The 15,683-nt window shown below is 63.0% G+C and carries 15 protein-coding genes and 1 tRNA gene; 14 read left to right on the top strand and 2 right to left on the bottom strand.

What is annotated here, in order from left to right; translation table 11 throughout:
* On the bottom strand, positions 1 to 146 hold a 146-nt coding region (locus L5014_RS29450), incomplete at its 3' end, for an FAD-dependent oxidoreductase (protein ID WP_238467323.1).
* A 175-nt stretch (positions 147 to 321) separates the two neighbouring features.
* On the opposite strand from L5014_RS29450, the gene L5014_RS29445 reads away from it, so the two are divergent.
* Together L5014_RS29445 and L5014_RS29440 are read left to right on the top strand one after the other, a co-directional pair.
* Positions 322 to 1,101, top strand: a complete 780-nt coding sequence (locus L5014_RS29445) for an SDR family oxidoreductase (protein WP_238467320.1) — start codon at positions 322 to 324, stop codon at positions 1,099 to 1,101.
* Positions 1,102 to 1,202: 101 nt separating this feature from the next.
* Entirely contained in the window at positions 1,203 to 1,643 is a 441-nt protein-coding gene (locus L5014_RS29440) for an acyl-CoA thioesterase (RefSeq protein WP_238467319.1), read from the top strand.
* Positions 1,644 to 1,727: 84 nt separating this feature from the next.
* Here L5014_RS29440 and L5014_RS29435 read toward each other — a convergent pair whose 3' ends face one another.
* Positions 1,728 to 2,294 carry a LuxR family transcriptional regulator gene (locus L5014_RS29435; protein ID WP_238467318.1) on the bottom strand — a complete coding sequence of 189 codons (567 nt, stop codon included), beginning with the start codon at positions 2,292 to 2,294 and terminating at the stop codon, positions 1,728 to 1,730.
* A gap of 268 nt (positions 2,295 to 2,562) precedes the next feature.
* Between L5014_RS29435 and L5014_RS29430 the strand changes: the two genes are divergently transcribed.
* From L5014_RS29430 to pheT, 12 genes are all read left to right on the top strand, one after another.
* On the top strand, positions 2,563 to 3,282 hold the full coding sequence (locus tag L5014_RS29430; protein ID WP_238467317.1) for a CoA transferase subunit A: 720 nt from the start codon (positions 2,563 to 2,565) through the stop codon (positions 3,280 to 3,282).
* Between the two features lie 15 nt (positions 3,283 to 3,297).
* Positions 3,298 to 3,939 carry a CoA transferase subunit B gene (locus tag L5014_RS29425; protein WP_238467316.1) on the top strand — a complete coding sequence of 214 codons (642 nt, stop codon included), beginning with the start codon at positions 3,298 to 3,300 and terminating at the stop codon, positions 3,937 to 3,939.
* A 310-nt stretch (positions 3,940 to 4,249) separates the two neighbouring features.
* Positions 4,250 to 5,143, top strand: coding sequence for an alpha/beta fold hydrolase (locus L5014_RS29420; protein ID WP_238467315.1), 894 nt, complete (start codon positions 4,250 to 4,252; stop codon positions 5,141 to 5,143).
* Positions 5,144 to 5,262: 119 nt separating this feature from the next.
* Positions 5,263 to 5,616, top strand: a complete 354-nt coding sequence (locus L5014_RS29415) for a RidA family protein (RefSeq protein ID WP_035530931.1) — start codon at positions 5,263 to 5,265, stop codon at positions 5,614 to 5,616.
* 69 nt (positions 5,617 to 5,685) lie between these two features.
* Positions 5,686 to 7,938, top strand: coding sequence for a RelA/SpoT family protein (locus tag L5014_RS29410; protein ID WP_238467314.1), 2,253 nt, complete (start codon positions 5,686 to 5,688; stop codon positions 7,936 to 7,938).
* Positions 7,939 to 8,072: 134 nt separating this feature from the next.
* Positions 8,073 to 8,149 (top strand) — tRNA-Val (locus L5014_RS29405).
* A gap of 299 nt (positions 8,150 to 8,448) precedes the next feature.
* The gene (gene thrS / locus L5014_RS29400) at positions 8,449 to 10,356 is read left to right on the top strand and encodes a threonine--tRNA ligase (RefSeq protein ID WP_238467313.1); all 1,908 of its coding nucleotides are present in this window, start codon (positions 8,449 to 8,451) and stop codon (positions 10,354 to 10,356) included.
* A gap of 49 nt (positions 10,357 to 10,405) precedes the next feature.
* A complete protein-coding gene (infC, locus tag L5014_RS29395; protein ID WP_083245567.1) occupies positions 10,406 to 10,927 on the top strand; it encodes a translation initiation factor IF-3 in 522 nt (173 codons plus the stop codon).
* A 291-nt stretch (positions 10,928 to 11,218) separates the two neighbouring features.
* Positions 11,219 to 11,416: a 50S ribosomal protein L35 gene (gene rpmI, locus L5014_RS29390; protein WP_035530936.1), complete on the top strand. Its 198-nt coding sequence runs from the start codon at positions 11,219 to 11,221 to the stop codon at positions 11,414 to 11,416.
* A 30-nt stretch (positions 11,417 to 11,446) separates the two neighbouring features.
* Positions 11,447 to 11,806, top strand: coding sequence for a 50S ribosomal protein L20 (rplT, locus tag L5014_RS29385; RefSeq protein ID WP_007585475.1), 360 nt, complete (start codon positions 11,447 to 11,449; stop codon positions 11,804 to 11,806).
* A 228-nt stretch (positions 11,807 to 12,034) separates the two neighbouring features.
* Positions 12,035 to 13,048: a phenylalanine--tRNA ligase subunit alpha gene (gene pheS, locus L5014_RS29380; RefSeq protein WP_238467312.1), complete on the top strand. Its 1,014-nt coding sequence runs from the start codon at positions 12,035 to 12,037 to the stop codon at positions 13,046 to 13,048.
* 128 nt (positions 13,049 to 13,176) lie between these two features.
* Positions 13,177 to 15,630, top strand: a complete 2,454-nt coding sequence (gene pheT / locus L5014_RS29375) for a phenylalanine--tRNA ligase subunit beta (protein ID WP_238467311.1) — start codon at positions 13,177 to 13,179, stop codon at positions 15,628 to 15,630.
* Positions 15,631 to 15,683: the final 53 nt, after the last annotated feature.

Genomic DNA, 15,683 nt, shown 5'->3' with positions numbered 1-15,683 from the left:
ACGCCGATCTCGACGCCTTTTTCCTGCGCCAGCTGCTTCAGGCGGATCGCCGCAGCGAGGCCCGCAGGGCCGCCGCCCACGATCACCACGTCGTATTCCATCGACTCGCGTGGGCCGTATTGCTCCAAAAGACTTGCGGGGGTCATCAAAGCTCCTCTTGCCATTAGAATACTTTTTCGGGTTCGTATTGTCGGGTAACGTTCCCCGGGCCGCAACCCAACCGGCCAACTTTAGCACGATCGTTCTATTCTGTGTCAGAATGCCCGGCACGCCGCCGGTGGCGCATTCCGGCGCTCTTTCATCCTTGAACAGGAAGCGAAAATGGGCCGTTCGATCAATCTGGAAGGTAAGGTGGCGATGATCACCGGCGCGTCGAGCGGTCTGGGCAAGCGTTTTGCCCAGGTGCTCTCGCAGGCCGGTGCGAAGGTCGTACTGGCGAGCCGCCGCGTGGAGCGCCTCAAGGAACTGCGCGCCGAAATCGAGGCTGGCGGCGGTGCCGCGCACGTGGTTTCGCTCGATGTGACGGATTACCAGAGCATCCGCTCGGCGGTTGCGCATGCGGAGACCGAGGCGGGGACCATCGACATCCTCGTCAACAATTCGGGCGTTTCCACCACCCAGAAGCTCGCGGACGTCACGCCCGCCGACTTCGAGTACGTGTTCGACACCAACACTCGCGGCGCCTTCTTCGTCGCCCAGGAAGTGGCCAAGCGCATGATCATGCGCGGCAACGGCGGCGGCTCGAAACCCGCGTACCGCATCATCAATATCGCGTCGGTGGCGGGTCTGAGCGTGCTGCCGCAGATCGGTCTCTACGCCATCAGCAAGGCGGCCGTCGTCCACATGACGAAAGCCATGGCGCTCGAGTGGGGGCGGCACGGCATCAACGTGAACGCCATCTGTCCCGGTTATATCGACACCGAGATCAATCACCATCACTGGGCGACCGAGCAGGGCCAGAAGCTCGTCTCGATGCTGCCGCGCCACCGTGTGGGCACGCCCGCGGATCTCGACGGCCTGTTGCTGCTACTGTCCGCCGACGAATCGGCCTTTATGAACGGATCGATCATCACCGCCGACGACGGCTTTGCCCTGATGTGAGTCTGCGGCGACTCGCGCGCGGGCCGGCTTCGCTGCGTTGATTTACGGCGCAACGTACACTCGCGCCCTTCGCGTAACACGAAGTCAAAGAGTGCATTGCAATGAATGAGTACCACCCCGTTTTTGAGATGACCATGCCGATCCGTTGGGGCGACATGGACGCGTTCGGCCATGTGAACAACACGGTCTATTTCCGCTACATGGAGCAGGTGCGGATTTCCTGGTTCGAGCACATTGGCGTGGGTGCCGAGAGCCACGAGCGAAACAGCGGGCAGGGACCCGTGATCGTGAACGCGTCGATGGAATTCCTCAAGCAGTTGCACTACCCGGGCGATATCGTCTGCACGATGACGGTGGGTGCGCCGGGCCGCAGCAGCTTCGATACCGGTTTCGAGCTGCGTCGCATGGACGAACCCGACGCCGTGTACGCGCGCGGCAATGCACGCTGCGTCTGGATCGACTACGAGGCGGGTAAATCCGTGCCGATCCCCGACAGCCTGCGTGCGACCATCGAAAACGCCCCGCTCGTGAAGGCGCGCTGATTCCCTTCGCGCTGGTTCCCGCCGTGACGCGTCGCGTGCGTGTCTGCGGCGCACGCCGCTTCTACATGCGGTATCGACGCCGCGTCAGTTTCCGAGCAACCGTTGCAGCAGTTCGGTGGCGTTGCCCGTGTCGTACTTGCGCATGAGCCGCGCGCGGTAGATGTCCACCGTGCGCGAGCTGATGTCGAGGATCTTCCCGATCTGCTTGCTCGTCTTGCCCGTGACCAGTTGCGCCGCGATCTCACGCTCGCGCGGCGTGAGCTCGACCGCCACGCGCCGCGTCGCGCTCAGGTCCTCGAAGGTCCAGACGCCTGCGGCGTGCGGCTCCGCGCGATCGAGCGAGCGGCCCGTGACGTGGCACCAGAAGAGCTCGCCGTCGGCGCGCTTCATGATGCGGTCGTCGGCGTAGCTGCCTTGGGCCGTCATGGTGGTCGAAATGCGCTCGCCAATGCGCGCGAATTCGACCTCCGACGGATACAGCACCAGAAACGACTGGCCGATGAGCGCCTCGCGCGGGCAGCGGAAAATGGCGCATACCGCCTCGTTGCAGTCTTCGATGATGCGCTCGCGTGCGAGCACGAGCCCGAGTGGCGCAAGATGGAACGCGGTCTGGTAGTCGAGCGCGGTGGCGGCGGTGGCGGGTTCAGGCATGGTGGGTTGCGTGATACGGGTATGGCTTTATGTAGTTTTGCGTATTGTGCCGCAACATCTGTCCAGCGTACGCTTTGCAACCATCGGAGGGCCGCTCGGGTGCGCAGCCGGGTTCGCGGCAGCGCCACGGGGGCATGACTAGAATGGGGTATCCGGGCATTTGCCGCGCCGGCACGCCGGGCCGAACGAATACACGCAACAAAAACTCAGCGAAAAATTCAGCGAACCAGCGCATTGACGCATTTCCATACGAGGAAGGGACACACTGATGAACAAGGTCTATAAAAGCGCGGCTGCCGCGCTCGAAGGCATCGTCAAGGACGGGCAGACATTCGCGGTTGGCGGCTTCGGGCTGTGCGGTATTCCCGAAGCGCTGATCGGCGCGCTGCGCGATTCGGGCGTGAAGGGCATCACCTGCATCAGCAACAATGCGGGCGTGGACGGCTTCGGCCTCGGCCTGCTGCTCGCGACACGCCAGATCAGGAAAATGATCTCGTCCTATGTGGGCGAGAACAAGGAATTCGAGCGCCAGTACCTTGCGGGCGAGCTCGAGCTCGAATTCACGCCGCAGGGCACGCTGGCCGAAAAGCTGCGCGCGGGCGGCGCGGGCATCCCGGCGTTCTTCACCAACACTGGTTTTGGCACGCTCATCGCCGAAGGCAAGGAAACGCGCCAGTTCGGCGACAAGCACTACGTGCTCGAGAATTCGCTCACTGCTGATGTGGCGCTCGTGAAGGCCTGGAAGGCCGACAAATCGGGCAACCTGATCTATCGCCGCACGGCGCGCAACTTCAACCCGATGTGCGCGATGGCCGGGAAGATCACCGTGGTGGAGGTGGAGGAGATCGTCGAGAACGGCGAACTCGATCCGGATTCGATCCATACGCCGGGCATCTTCGTGCAGCGCATCGTGCTCAACGCGCACCCCGAAAAACGCATCGAACAACGCACTGTGCGCGCCGGATCGAGTAACCCGGCGGGCAAGTGAGAAAGGAGACCGACCATGGCATGGAATCGTGACGAAATGGCCGCCCGCGCGGCGAAGGAACTGCAGGACGGCTTCTACGTGAACCTCGGCATCGGTCTGCCGACGCTCGTGGCCAACCATGTGCCGCAAGGCATGGAAGTGTGGCTGCAATCGGAAAACGGCTTGCTCGGCATCGGCCCGTTTCCGACCGACGACGAGGTGGACGCCGATATGATCAACGCCGGCAAGCAGACGGTAACCACGCTGCCGGGTTCGTCGATCTTCTCTTCGGCCGATTCGTTCGCGATGATTCGCGGCGGCCACATCAACCTCGCGATCCTCGGTGCGATGCAGGTGAGCGAGAAGGGCGACCTGGCCAACTGGATGATCCCCGGCAAGATGATCAAGGGCATGGGCGGCGCGATGGACCTCGTTGCGGGCGTCGGCCGTGTGGTCGTGCTGATGGAGCACGTGGCCAAGGGCGACCAGCACAAGATTCTCGATGCGTGCACGCTGCCGCTCACGGGTGTGGGCGTGATCGATCTGATCATCACCGACCTCGGTGTGATCGAAGTAACCGCCGCGGGCCTGAAGGTGACCGAGCTCGCACCGGGCGTGACGGTGGACGAGATCAAGGCCAAGACGGGCGCGCCGCTCGACGTGAGCGCGGTGAGCTGATCGCGGCGATGTCATAGTTGCTGGCTGCGGCATGATTGAGGCGGGCGGGACTTCGGTCCCGCCCGTTTGCGTTTGGGGCGATTCAGGGATGGGTCCATTCTTGCGCGATCGTGCGCGTTTGAAACCTCGGCCGAAGGGCATACGCCGGATGGCCGAGGTGGGGGCGCTGGGCAGAGCGCTAAGCGTGCCGCCGCACGCGCGCGATGTGCCCGAACGTGCCTTCAGTGGCGGCGATCCGCGACGGTTTCGTGCGGTAAAGCCGTTTACAATGGCCTCACAGCCTACGGGCGCAACCAGCGAGACTTGAGCGATGACCGAACCGTCTGCCGTGCCGCGTCAGCATGATGTCCAGTGCCTCAGTCCTTCGGGGCTGCATCGCATGGCGTACACCGAGTGGGGCGATCCCACCAATCCGCGCGTACTGGTCTGCGTGCACGGCCTCACGCGTTCGGGCCGCGATTTCGACCGGCTTGCCGCTGCGCTGTGCGGCACGTATCGCGTGGTCTGCCCCGATGTCGTGGGGCGCGGGCTCTCGTCATGGCTCGTTGATCCGCGCGGCTACGGCGTCGCGCAATACGTCGCGGATATGGTCACCCTCATTGCGCGCATCGGCGTCGGGCAGGTGGACTGGTTCGGCACGTCGATGGGCGGGCTGATCGGCATGGCGCTCGCGGGGCTGCCCGACGCACCCATCGGCCGCATGCTGCTCAACGATATCGGCCCGCATATCGAGCCTGCGGCGCTCGGGCGCATCGGCGAATACGTCGGCCGCGACGAGTATTTCGGCTCGTTGCAGGAGGGCATCGATAATGCGGCGCTGCTCGCGGCGTCGTTTGGCCCGCTCACCGAGCAGGAGTGGCGCGAGATCAACACGCCACTGCTGCACGAGGTGGACGGGGCGTGGCGCTACCGTTACGACCCGCGCATCTCCGAGGGCTTCAAGGGCATCACGCCCGAGCAGAACGAGCAGGGCGAACAGTTCCTGTGGCGCGCGTTCGCGGCGTTCAAGGGGCCGCTGCTGGCGGTGCGCGGCGAGCGCTCGGATCTGCTTTCGCGCGAGACCGTCGCCAGGATGGTCGAGACCGGTCAGCAGGCTTCGAGCGTCGAGATCGCGGGTGTCGGGCATGCGCCGGCATTCCTGGCGGCCGACCAGATCGAGATCGCGAGGCGTTTCTTCGACGGAGGGCCCGTCGGCGGGTCATAATATCGAGATTTCCCGGCCCGCCAGTGGGGCGCCGTTGCCCTGGTCGCCGGTACGGCATTGCGGCCTGCGGCACTGGCAAGTCCGGCGCACCTCGACATTCAACTTCAACAGGACTCTACATGGCAGTCATTCGTCACCACGTCGGCCCGCGTCTTTCGGAAACCGCCATTCACAATGGCACGGTTTATCTCGCGGGCCAGATCGCCGAGGATACGAATCAGGACATCGGCGGCCAGATGCGCGAAGTGCTCGGCCACATCGACCGCCTGCTGGGCGAAGCGAACAGCGACAAGTCGCTGCTGCTCTCGGTGCAGATTTATATCGCCGACATGAAGGATTTTCCGGGCATGAATGCGGAGTGGGACAAGTGGGTGGCGCAGGGCGCCACGCCGCCGCGCGCGACCGTCGAGGCGAAGCTTGCCAATCCGGAATGCCTCGTCGAAATCGTCGTGGTGGCTGCGCAGCGCGACTGAGTGCGCAGCCTGGTCTGAATTGTTTCACGTAGTTTGCAGCCCGTCCGGTATGCCGGCGGGCGCCGTCTCATGAGCAGCGACACCGTACCTCCCGTTTCCACCGAAGCATCCGCCCGCACCGCGCTGCCGTCACTCGACGAGACGCTCGCGTTCGTTCGCGAGCATGCCGGCGACGCGCGCCTTTCCACGGGCGAGCCGCTTGTCGAGCACGCGCAAGGCACGGCGTCCATCATGAGCCGCCTGAACGTCGACCCTCCCGCAGTGCTGGCGGCGGCACTCTTTAATATCGCGCCGCATCTCGACGATCCGGAGCGTACTCTCGAAGCGCGTTTCGGCGCCGAGGTCGTGAAGCTCGTGTTCGATGTGCGCAAGCTGTTGCGCCTTGGCACCATGAGCCTGCGCACGGCGGCGCAGAACGCAGTGCCTGAGACCGGCCGCGAAGGCCGCGACGCCCAGGCCGCGCGTCGTGCCCAGGTGGAGTCGCTGCGCAAGATGCTGCTGGCGTTTGCGCAAGACATCCGCGTGGTGCTGATCCGGCTCGCGTCGCGCGTGCAGTCGCTGCGCTACTACGCGGCGGCCAAGGTCACGCCAGCGCCCGAGATTGCGCGCGAGACGCTCGAAATCTACGCGCCGCTCGCGAACCGGCTGGGCATCTGGCAACTGAAGTGGGAGCTCGAGGACCTGGCGTTCCGCTTCGAGGAGCCGGCCACCTACAAGCGCATCGCGAAGCTGCTCGACGAAAAGCGCGTGGAGCGCGAGAGCTATGTGGCCGAAGCCATCGCACGGCTGCAGCATGAACTTGCCGCCGCGCATATCGAAGCCGAGGTGAGCGGCAGGCCCAAGCACATCTACAGCATCTGGAAGAAGATGCGCGGCAAGGAGATTGACTTCTCCGAGCTCTACGACGTGCGCGCGTTTCGCGTGATCGTGCGCGATATCAAGGATTGCTACACGGTGCTCGGCATCGTGCACAACCTTTGGCAGCCGGTGCCGAAGGAATTCGACGATTACATTTCGCGGCCCAAGCCCAACGGCTACCGTTCGCTGCATACGGTCGTGATCGGCGACGACGGGCGTGCGTTCGAAGTGCAGATCCGCACGCAGGAGATGCACCAGTTCGCGGAATATGGCGTGGCGGCGCACTGGCGCTACAAGGAGGCCGGCTCGAAGGGCTATGGCGGCCAGTTCAGCGCGGGCAGCGCCTACGACGAGAAGATTGCGTGGCTGCGCCAGTTGCTCGCCTGGAAGGACGACGTGGCCGATGGCCGTCAGCCGTGGGAGCAACTACGCCAGGCCACGCTCGACGACGACCACATCTACGTGCTCACGCCGCAGGCGCGCGTGATCGCGCTGCCGCAAGGCGCGACGCCGCTCGACTTCGCGTATCACCTGCATAGCGAGCTTGGTCATCGCTGCCGCGGTGCGCGTGTGGACGGCGCGATGGTGCCGCTCAACACGCAGTTGCAGAACGGCCAGACCGTCGAGATCGTCGCGGTGAAAGAGGGCGGTCCGTCGCGCGACTGGCTCAACCCTCAGCTCGGCTATCTGCACAGCACGCGCGCACGGCAGAAGGTGCGCGTGTGGTTCAACGCCATCGAGGCTCAGGAGAATGTCGCCAACGGCCGTGCGATGGTGGAAAAGACGCTGCAGCGCGAGGGGCGCACATCTGTCAACCTCGATCAGCTCGCGGCCAAGCTCGGCTTCAAGTCGCCGGACGAGCTCTTCAGCGTGGTGGGCAAGGAGGAGTTCAGCCTGCGAAACGTCGAGCAGGCGCTGCACGATGCGCCCGCCGCCGAGCCTGAGGAAGAGACGCCCGAGCAGATCACCAAGCGCGCGAGCGGCGCGAATGTGACGCATGGCGGTTCGTCCGGTGTGCTCGTGGTGGGCGTGGATGCGCTGCTCACGCAGCTCGCGCGCTGCTGCCGGCCCGCGCCGCCCGACGATATCAGCGGCTTTGTCACGCGCGGCAAGGGCATGTCGATTCACCGCAGCGACTGCCCGACTTTCCTGCGCATGGCCGGCCGGGCGCCCGAGCGCGTGCTGCAGACCACGTGGTCCGCCGAGGTGATGGGGGGGCGCGGCCAATCAGTGTATCCGGTCGATATCTCGATCGAGGCCACCGACCGCCAGGGCTTGCTGCGCGATATCTCGGAAGTGTTCGCGCGCGAGAAGATGAACGTGATCGGCGTGAAGACGCAGTCGCGCCGCAACGCCGCGTACATGCAGTTCACAGTCGAAGTGTCGAATTCGGCGCAGATCCAGCGCGCGTGCGTGCTGCTGGGCGAGGTGGGTGGGGTACTCAGGGCGGCGCGCAAGGGCTGAGAACAGGGCGGAGGCGCGACGTCGAGACATGCAGCGGCGGGACACGCGGGGGGGGGAGGGCATGGCGGCTTTTGTGCTCCGCCGCAAAAAATGCTTGCCAAGTCCGCATGGGCAACATACAATTTTGCTTCTTCAGGCTCGTAGCTCAGCTGGTTAGAGCACCACCTTGACATGGTGGGGGTCGTTGGTTCGAGTCCAATCGAGCCTACCAACGAAATCGAAGTCGCGATGTATGTTGTGCTATCGAGGCTTCATGTGCAGTAAAAGCGCAATACGCTGAATGAGCGCATAAGGCGAATACGGTTATGACACCGCGAACGTTCACCGAAATCACTTCGGAGCGACGCTAGTCGAGGACCTCTTTCGCCCTGCAATCTGGTTTGAAAAGTGAATGCGGCCCCTCGAAAGCGGGGCCGCATTTTTTTTCGCCGCGGAGTTTTCGCGGGTTGCTTTGCCGGCAATCTTCCACGAACGATATGACGTGCCTTCGCGGCACTTCTGGAGAAAAACATGGTTGCGATACGCCTGCCCGATGGTTCGGTTCGACAATACGATCATCCCGTCACGGTCGCCGAAGTGGCGGCTTCGATTGGCCCCGGCCTCGCCAAGGCGGCGCTCGGCGGCAAGCTCGACGGCGAGCTGGTCGATACGTCGACGCTGATCGATCGCGACGCATCGCTTGCCATCGTCACGGACAAGGACGCCGACGGCCTCGACATCATCCGCCACTCCACGGCACACTTGCTGGCCTACGCGGTGAAGGAGCTCTATCCGGAAGCGCAGGTCACGATCGGGCCGGTCATCGACAACGGCTTCTACTACGACTTCGCCTACAACCGTCCCTTCACGCCCGAAGATCTCGAGAAGATCGAAAAGCGCATGCAGGAACTCGCGAAGAAGGACGAGCCGGTCACGCGCCGTGTCGTCACGCGCGGCGAGGCGGTCGACTACTTCAAGAGCATTGGCGAGAAGTACAAGGCCGAGATCATCGAATCGATTCCGGGCAGTGAGGACATCAAGCTTTACGCGCACGGCGGTTTCACGGACCTGTGCCGCGGCCCGCACGTGCCGTCGACGGGCAAGCTCAAGGTCTTCAAGCTCATGAAGGTCGCCGGTGCCTACTGGCGCGGCGATGCGAAGAACGAGCAGTTGCAGCGCATCTACGGCACGGCCTGGACGAAGAAGGAAGACCAGGACCAGTACCTGCACATGCTCGAAGAGGCCGAAAAGCGCGATCACCGCAAGCTCGCCAGGCAGCTCGACCTGTTCCACATGCAGGACGAGTCGCCGGGCATGGTGTTCTGGCACCCGAAGGGCTGGACGCTCTGGCAGCAGGTCGAGCAGTACATGCGCGGCCGCCTGCGCGAAGCCGGCTACGACGAAATCAAGACGCCGATGATCATGGACCGCTCGCTGTGGGAAGCGTCGGGTCACTGGCAGAACTATCGTGAAAACATGTTCACGACGGAGTCGGAAAAGCGCGACTACGCCATCAAGCCGATGAACTGTCCGGGCCACGTCCAGGTGTTCAACCACGGCCTGCGCTCGTACCGCGACCTGCCGCTGCGCTACGCGGAATTCGGTTCGTGCCACCGCAACGAGGCGTCGGGCGCGCTGCACGGCCTGATGCGCGTGCGCGGCTTCGTCCAGGACGATGCGCACATCTTCTGTACGGAAGACCAGATCATCAGCGAGTCGATCGCCTTCAATACGCTCGCGATGAGCGTCTACAAGGATTTCGGGTTCGATCAGATCGACATCAAGCTTTCGCTGCGTCCGGATTCGCGCGCGGGGACGGATGAGACGTGGGATCGCGCCGAGCAGGGTCTGCGCGACGCGCTGACGGCCTGCGGCCTGCAGTGGGAAGAGCTGCCGGGCGAGGGCGCGTTCTACGGCCCGAAGGTCGAGTACCACATCAAGGATGCGCTCGGCCGCTCGTGGCAGTGCGGCACGTTGCAGCTCGATATGGTGCTGCCGGAGCGCCTTGGCGCCGAGTATGTGGCCGAGGACAACAGCCGTCGCCGCCCGATCATGTTGCACCGCGCCATCCTCGGTTCGATGGAGCGTTTCCTCGGTATTCTGATCGAGCACCATGCCGGTGCAATGCCTTCCTGGCTCGCTCCGGTGCAGGTCGTTGTGATGAATATCGCGGAAAGTCAGGCCGAATACGCGGCAAATCTGACCCAATCGTTGCAAAAACAAGGGGTTAGAGTGCAGGCCGATTTGCGCAACGAGAAAATTAGCTATAAAATACGCGAGCACACGCTTGAGAAGGTCCCGTACCTGCTGGTTGTCGGCGACAAAGAGCGTGAAGCACAAACGGTAGCCGTGCGTGCCCGTGGCGGCGTCGATCTGGGTGTCATGCCTGTCGACGCGTTCGCTGAGCGTCTGTCGCAAGACGTCAAGACGTTCAAGTAAGCCACCTGGCAGCGCGGCTCGTTTTTTTAATTTTTAGAGGAAACGTAACATCGCTACGGATAAGTCGCATCGCATCAACGGTGAAATCACTGCACCCGAGGTGCGTCTCGTCGGAATCGAGAACGAGCCGCTCGGCATCGTAAAGCTGGCCGATGCGTTCCGCATGTCGGAACAGCAGGACGTCGATCTGGTTGAAATTGCCCCGCAGGCGGTGCCTCCCGTGTGCCGCCTGATGGATTACGGCAAGTTCAAATACCAGGAATCGAAGAAGCAGCACGAGGCCAAGCTCAAGCAGAAGGTTATCCAGGTCAAGGAAGTCAAATTCCGCCCGGGTACCGACGACGGCGATTACAACGTCAAGCTGCGTAATCTCATTCGCTTCCTCGACGACGGCGACAAGACGAAGATTACGTTGCGTTTTCGCGGCCGCGAAATGGCCCACCAGGAAATCGGCATGCGCATGCTCGAACGCCTGCGCACCGACCTCGAAGAAGTCGGTCAGGTCGAGCAGATGCCGAAGATGGAAGGGCGCCAGATGATCATGGTGCTCTCGCCCAAGAAGAAGAAGTAATTGGCGCGCCGTGCGTCGAATGGTGCACGGCGGTCGCAGTAATTTTGTCAGACGTTTTCTTCGCGTTGCGTGAAGAAGGCGGGAAGCAGGTTCCGGAACGGCGCCCGCGCGCAGCACGTCAAGTGCAGCAAACGGGCGTTTTTCCTGAAAGCGGCGGCAAGCTTGTCTTTTTTAGAGCAGCCAGCTGCCAAAACAAGTGGAGTGGGTTTCGAAGGGCGGTTTGAGGGCGAAACGCGTGAGCGTGGGAGCCAGCCGCACACCCATGTCCATCAAATAAATGGAGTTTTTGTCATGCCCAAGATGAAGACCAAGAAGAGCGCTGCAAAGCGCTTTGTGGTTCGTCCGGGTGGTACCGTCAAGCGCGGTCAAGCCTTCAAGCGTCACATCCTGACCAAGAAGACCACCAAGAACAAGCGTCATCTGCGTGGTGCAACGGCCGTTCACGAGTCCGATGTGAAGTCCGTTCGCGCAATGATGCCGTTCGCGTAATCCTCAACCGACAACTCATAGGAGCTACTCATGCCTCGAGTCAAACGTGGGGTTACCGCACGGGCCCGTCACAAGAAGATCATCAAGCTGGCCAAGGGTTACCGTGGCCGTCGCAATAACGTCTATCGCATCGCCAAGCAGGCGGTCATGCGCGCAGGCCAATACGCCTACCGCGATCGCCGCAACAAGAAGCGTGTGTTCCGCGCACTGTGGATCACGCGTATCAACGCGGCGGTGCGTCAGCACGACATGACCTACAGCGTGTTCATCAACGGCCTGAAGAAGGCTTCGATCGAACTCGACCGCAAGGTTCTGGCTGACATGGCTGTGTTCGACAAGGCTGCATTTGCTGCGATCGTCAAGCAGGTGAAGGCCGCCGTCGCTGCCTAAGTCTTAGTTAGGTATTGCGCAGGTTCGTTGCAGCAGACATTCCGGTTGTTTCGGTGATGCTGCAACAAAAACGGGGCTCCTCACCGAGCCCCGTTTTTGTTGGTGAAGCGCTATCTGCGCGCTTCCTGCGGTGTCTTCAAGTCGTCGCGCCCGTGCGTCATTATCGTGGCCGGCAACGCGCAATGCACCGCTCAAGTCTCAAACACTGACGCTGAAAAGATGGGATCAATGGATCTGGACCAGATTGTCGCCGACGCGCAACGCGCCTTCGCCTCCGCCCCCGACGTCAACACGCTCGAAAATGAAAAGGCGCGTTTTCTCGGCAAATCGGGCGCGCTGACCGAACTGCTCAAGGGCCTCGGCAAGCTCGACCCGGAAACGCGCAAGACCGAGGGTGCGCGCATCAACGCCGTCAAGCAGCAGGTCGAGGCCGCGCTCAACGCGCGCCGCCAGGCGCTTGCCGATGCCCTGCTGAACCAGCGCCTCGCTTCCGAGGCGATCGACGTGACGCTGCCGGGCCGCGGCACGGGCACGGGCAGCCTGCATCCGGTGATGCAGACGTGGGAGCGCGTCGAGCAGATCTTCGGCTCGATTGGCTTCGACGTGGCCGACGGTCCCGAGATCGAAACCGACTGGTACAACTTCACCTCGCTCAATAGCCCGGAAAACCATCCGGCGCGTTCGATGCAGGACACGTTTTACGTGGATGGCAAGGACGCCGATGGCCGTCAGCTCCTGCTGCGCACGCACACGAGCCCGATGCAGGTGCGCTACGCGCGCACGCATACGCCGCCCATCAAGGTGATCGTGCCGGGCCGCACCTATCGCGTCGACAGCGACGCTACCCACTCGCCGATGTTCAACCAGGTCGAAGGCCTGTGGATCGAAGAGAACATCAGCTTCGCGGATCTGAAGGGCGTCTATACGGACTTCCTGAAGAAGTTCTTCGAGCGCGACGACATCCAGGTGCGTTTCCGTCCGTCGTACTTCCCGTTCACGGAACCGTCCGCCGAAATCGACATGATGTTCGAGCAGGGCAAGAACGCCGGCAAGTGGCTCGAGATCTCGGGCTCGGGCCAGGTGCATCCGACCGTGATCCGCAACATGGGCCTCGACCCGGAGCGTTACATCGGCTTTGCGTTCGGCAGCGGCCTCGAACGCCTCACGATGCTGCGTTATGGCGTGCAGGATCTGCGTCTGTTCTTCGAAGGCGACCTGCGCTTCTTGCGCCAGTTCGCTTAAGCCCGAAGCTCACGTACGGCAAGCACGGCATCCGCGGTTCGCGAAGCGCACGCTGCACCATAAGCCTTAAGGCAGTGCGCGAGAAGACGCTTCGCGACGGTCTCAATCTGTCTGGAACGTAAAACGAAATGCTATTCCCCGAATCCTGGCTGAGAAGCTTTGTCGATCCGAAGCTCACGACCGATGAACTGGCCCACGCGCTCACCATGGCCGGCCTCGAAGTCGAAGGCCTGAGCCCGGCCGCGCCGCTCACCACGAAGATCGTCGTGGGCCGCGTGCTCGAAGTCGTCAAGCACCCGGACGCGGACAAGCTCAATGTCACGCAGGTCGATGCCGGCACCGGCGCGACGCTGCAGATCGTGTGCGGCGCACCCAATGTGGCGCCCGGCATCAAGGTGCCGGTGGCGCTCGTGGGCGCGGAGCTGCCGCCCGCGGAAGAGGGCGGCAAGCCCTTCGCGATCAAGCTCTCGAAGCTGCGCGGCGTGGAAAGCCAGGGCATGCTGTGCTCGGCGCGCGAACTGAAGCTCTCGGAAGACCATAGCGGTCTCATGATCCTGCCGGAACATACGCCTGTCGGCCAGGACATTCGCGAGGCGCTCAACCTCGACGACACCATCTTCGAAATCAAGCTCACGCCGAACAAGGCCGATTGCCTCTCGGTGTACGGCATCGCGCGCGAAACCGCCGCGATCACTGGCGCGCCGCTGCAGGCGCCGGTGTACCCGAAGGTCGAAGTCAAGCTCAACGAAACGTTGCCCGTGAAGATCTCGGCGCCGGACCTGTGCGGCCGCTTCTCGGGCCGCGTGATTCGCGGCGTGAACGCGCACGCCAGCACGCCGGCGTGGATGGTCGAGCGCCTCGAGCGCTCGGGTCAGCGCAGCATCTCGGCGCTCGTCGATATTTCGAACTACGTGATGCTCGAACTGGGCCGCCCGTCGCACGTGTTCGACCTCGACAAGATCCACGGTTCGATGGACGTGCGCTGGGGCAAGAAGGGCGAGTCGCTCAAGCTGCTCAACGGCAACACCGTCGAAGTCGATGAAACCGTGGGCGTGATCGCCGACGAGCGCGAGATCGAAAGCCTCGCGGGCATCATGGGCGGTGACAGCACGGCCGTCTCGCTCGACACCACGAACATCTATCTCGAAGCCGCATTCTGGTGGCCGGACAGCATCCGTGGCCGCTCGCGCCGCTACAACTTCTCGACCGATGCGGGCCATCGCTTCGAGCGCGGCGTGGACTGGTCGACGACCGTCGAGCACCTCGAGCGCATCACGCAACTGATCCTCGATATCTGCGGCGGCGAAGCCGGCCCGGTCGACGACCAGACCGTGAACGTGCCCGGGCGCGAGCCGGTGAAGATGCGCGTCGCGCGCGCGAACCGCATCATCGGCGTGAAGATCGATGGCGACGCCATCGCGCAGATCTTCACGCGTCTGGGCCTGACGTTCACGCGCGAGGTTGGCGAAGACGGCGACACGTTCAGCGTAACGCCGCCGCCGTACCGCTTCGACATCGAGATCGAAGAAGACCTGATCGAAGAAGTCGCGCGTATCCACGGCTTCGAGAACATTCCCGCGAACCCGCCCGTTGCACGCAGCGAGATGCGCGCAACGAACGAGACGCGTCGCTCGATCCACGCGATTCGTCACGCGCTGGCCGCGCGCGATTACGCCGAGACGATCAACTTCAGCTTCGTCGACGCCGAGTGGGAACAGGATTTCGCCGGCAATGCGAATCCCGTGAAGCTGCTGAACCCGATCGCGAGCCAGCTTTCGGTCATGCGCACGACGCTCTTCGGCAGCCTCATCAACGTGTTGCGCCATAACCTCAACCGCCGCGCGGACCGCGTGCGTGTGTTCGAGGCGGGCCGCGTGTTCCTGAACGATCCGTCGATCAAGGCCGGCGAGATGGCGGTGGAAGGTTTCGCACAGCCGAAGATGATCGGCGCGCTTGCCTACGGTCCCGCGCTCGAGGAGCAGTGGGGCGCAGCCACGCGCGGCGTCGACTACTTCGACGCGAAGGGCGATCTCGAAGCGTTGTTTGCGTCGCTGGGTGCGGCAAAGGCGCCGCGTTTCGTGAAGGCAGAACACCCGGCGCTGCATCCGGGTCGTAGCGCGCGCATCGAAGTCGATGGCCGCGCCGTGGGCTGGATCGGCGAGCTGCATCCGCGCTGGATGCAGAAGTATGACTTGCCTCATGCGCCGATGCTTTTCGAAGTGCAAGCCGATGCGCTGATGGCGCGCGAGCTGCCCGCACCGTCGGAAGTCTCGAAATTTCCGCCGGTTCGACGCGACATCGCGCTTGTCGTCGATCAAAAGATCGAGGTGCAGGCGCTGCTCGACGAGCTCCAGAAGGGCATGCAGGACGAGCCCTGCAAGATTGTCCAGAGGGTTGCGTTGTTCGATGAATTTCGTGCAAAATCAAATACTTCCGGACTTGGCGCGGACGAGAAAAGCCTTGCCTTCCGGGTGACCCTGCAAGATACTGGCGGAACCCTTCAGGACGAAACGGTCGATGCGGCCATCAAGTCCCTGGTGGATCGCCTGGCTCGAGTGTTTGGCGCCCGGTTGCGCGGATAAATAAGCCTCAAGGCTTATCTCCTGCCGACATTGGCTTCCGGTTTGCGAGGTTG

This window comes from Paraburkholderia tagetis (assembly GCF_022213065.1).
Lineage (GTDB): Bacteria > Pseudomonadota > Gammaproteobacteria > Burkholderiales > Burkholderiaceae > Paraburkholderia > Paraburkholderia tagetis.
The sequence above is the reverse complement of the archived record's forward strand: the minus strand, read 5'-3'. Positions and strand labels throughout refer to the sequence as shown.

Coding starts and splice junctions, on each gene's coding strand:
- L5014_RS29445 (WP_238467320.1), top strand. CDS start 322: ATGGGCCGTTCGATCAATCTGGAAGGTAAGGTGGCGATGATCACCGGC.
- L5014_RS29440 (WP_238467319.1), top strand. CDS start 1,203: ATGAATGAGTACCACCCCGTTTTTGAGATGACCATGCCGATCCGTTGG.
- L5014_RS29435 (WP_238467318.1), bottom strand. CDS start 2,294: ATGCCTGAACCCGCCACCGCCGCCACCGCGCTCGACTACCAGACCGCG.
- L5014_RS29430 (WP_238467317.1), top strand. CDS start 2,563: ATGAACAAGGTCTATAAAAGCGCGGCTGCCGCGCTCGAAGGCATCGTC.
- L5014_RS29425 (WP_238467316.1), top strand. CDS start 3,298: ATGGCATGGAATCGTGACGAAATGGCCGCCCGCGCGGCGAAGGAACTG.
- L5014_RS29420 (WP_238467315.1), top strand. CDS start 4,250: ATGACCGAACCGTCTGCCGTGCCGCGTCAGCATGATGTCCAGTGCCTC.
- L5014_RS29415 (WP_035530931.1), top strand. CDS start 5,263: ATGGCAGTCATTCGTCACCACGTCGGCCCGCGTCTTTCGGAAACCGCC.
- L5014_RS29410 (WP_238467314.1), top strand. CDS start 5,686: ATGAGCAGCGACACCGTACCTCCCGTTTCCACCGAAGCATCCGCCCGC.
- thrS (WP_238467313.1), top strand. CDS start 8,449: ATGGTTGCGATACGCCTGCCCGATGGTTCGGTTCGACAATACGATCAT.
- rpmI (WP_035530936.1), top strand. CDS start 11,219: ATGCCCAAGATGAAGACCAAGAAGAGCGCTGCAAAGCGCTTTGTGGTT.
- rplT (WP_007585475.1), top strand. CDS start 11,447: ATGCCTCGAGTCAAACGTGGGGTTACCGCACGGGCCCGTCACAAGAAG.
- pheS (WP_238467312.1), top strand. CDS start 12,035: ATGGATCTGGACCAGATTGTCGCCGACGCGCAACGCGCCTTCGCCTCC.
- pheT (WP_238467311.1), top strand. CDS start 13,177: ATGCTATTCCCCGAATCCTGGCTGAGAAGCTTTGTCGATCCGAAGCTC.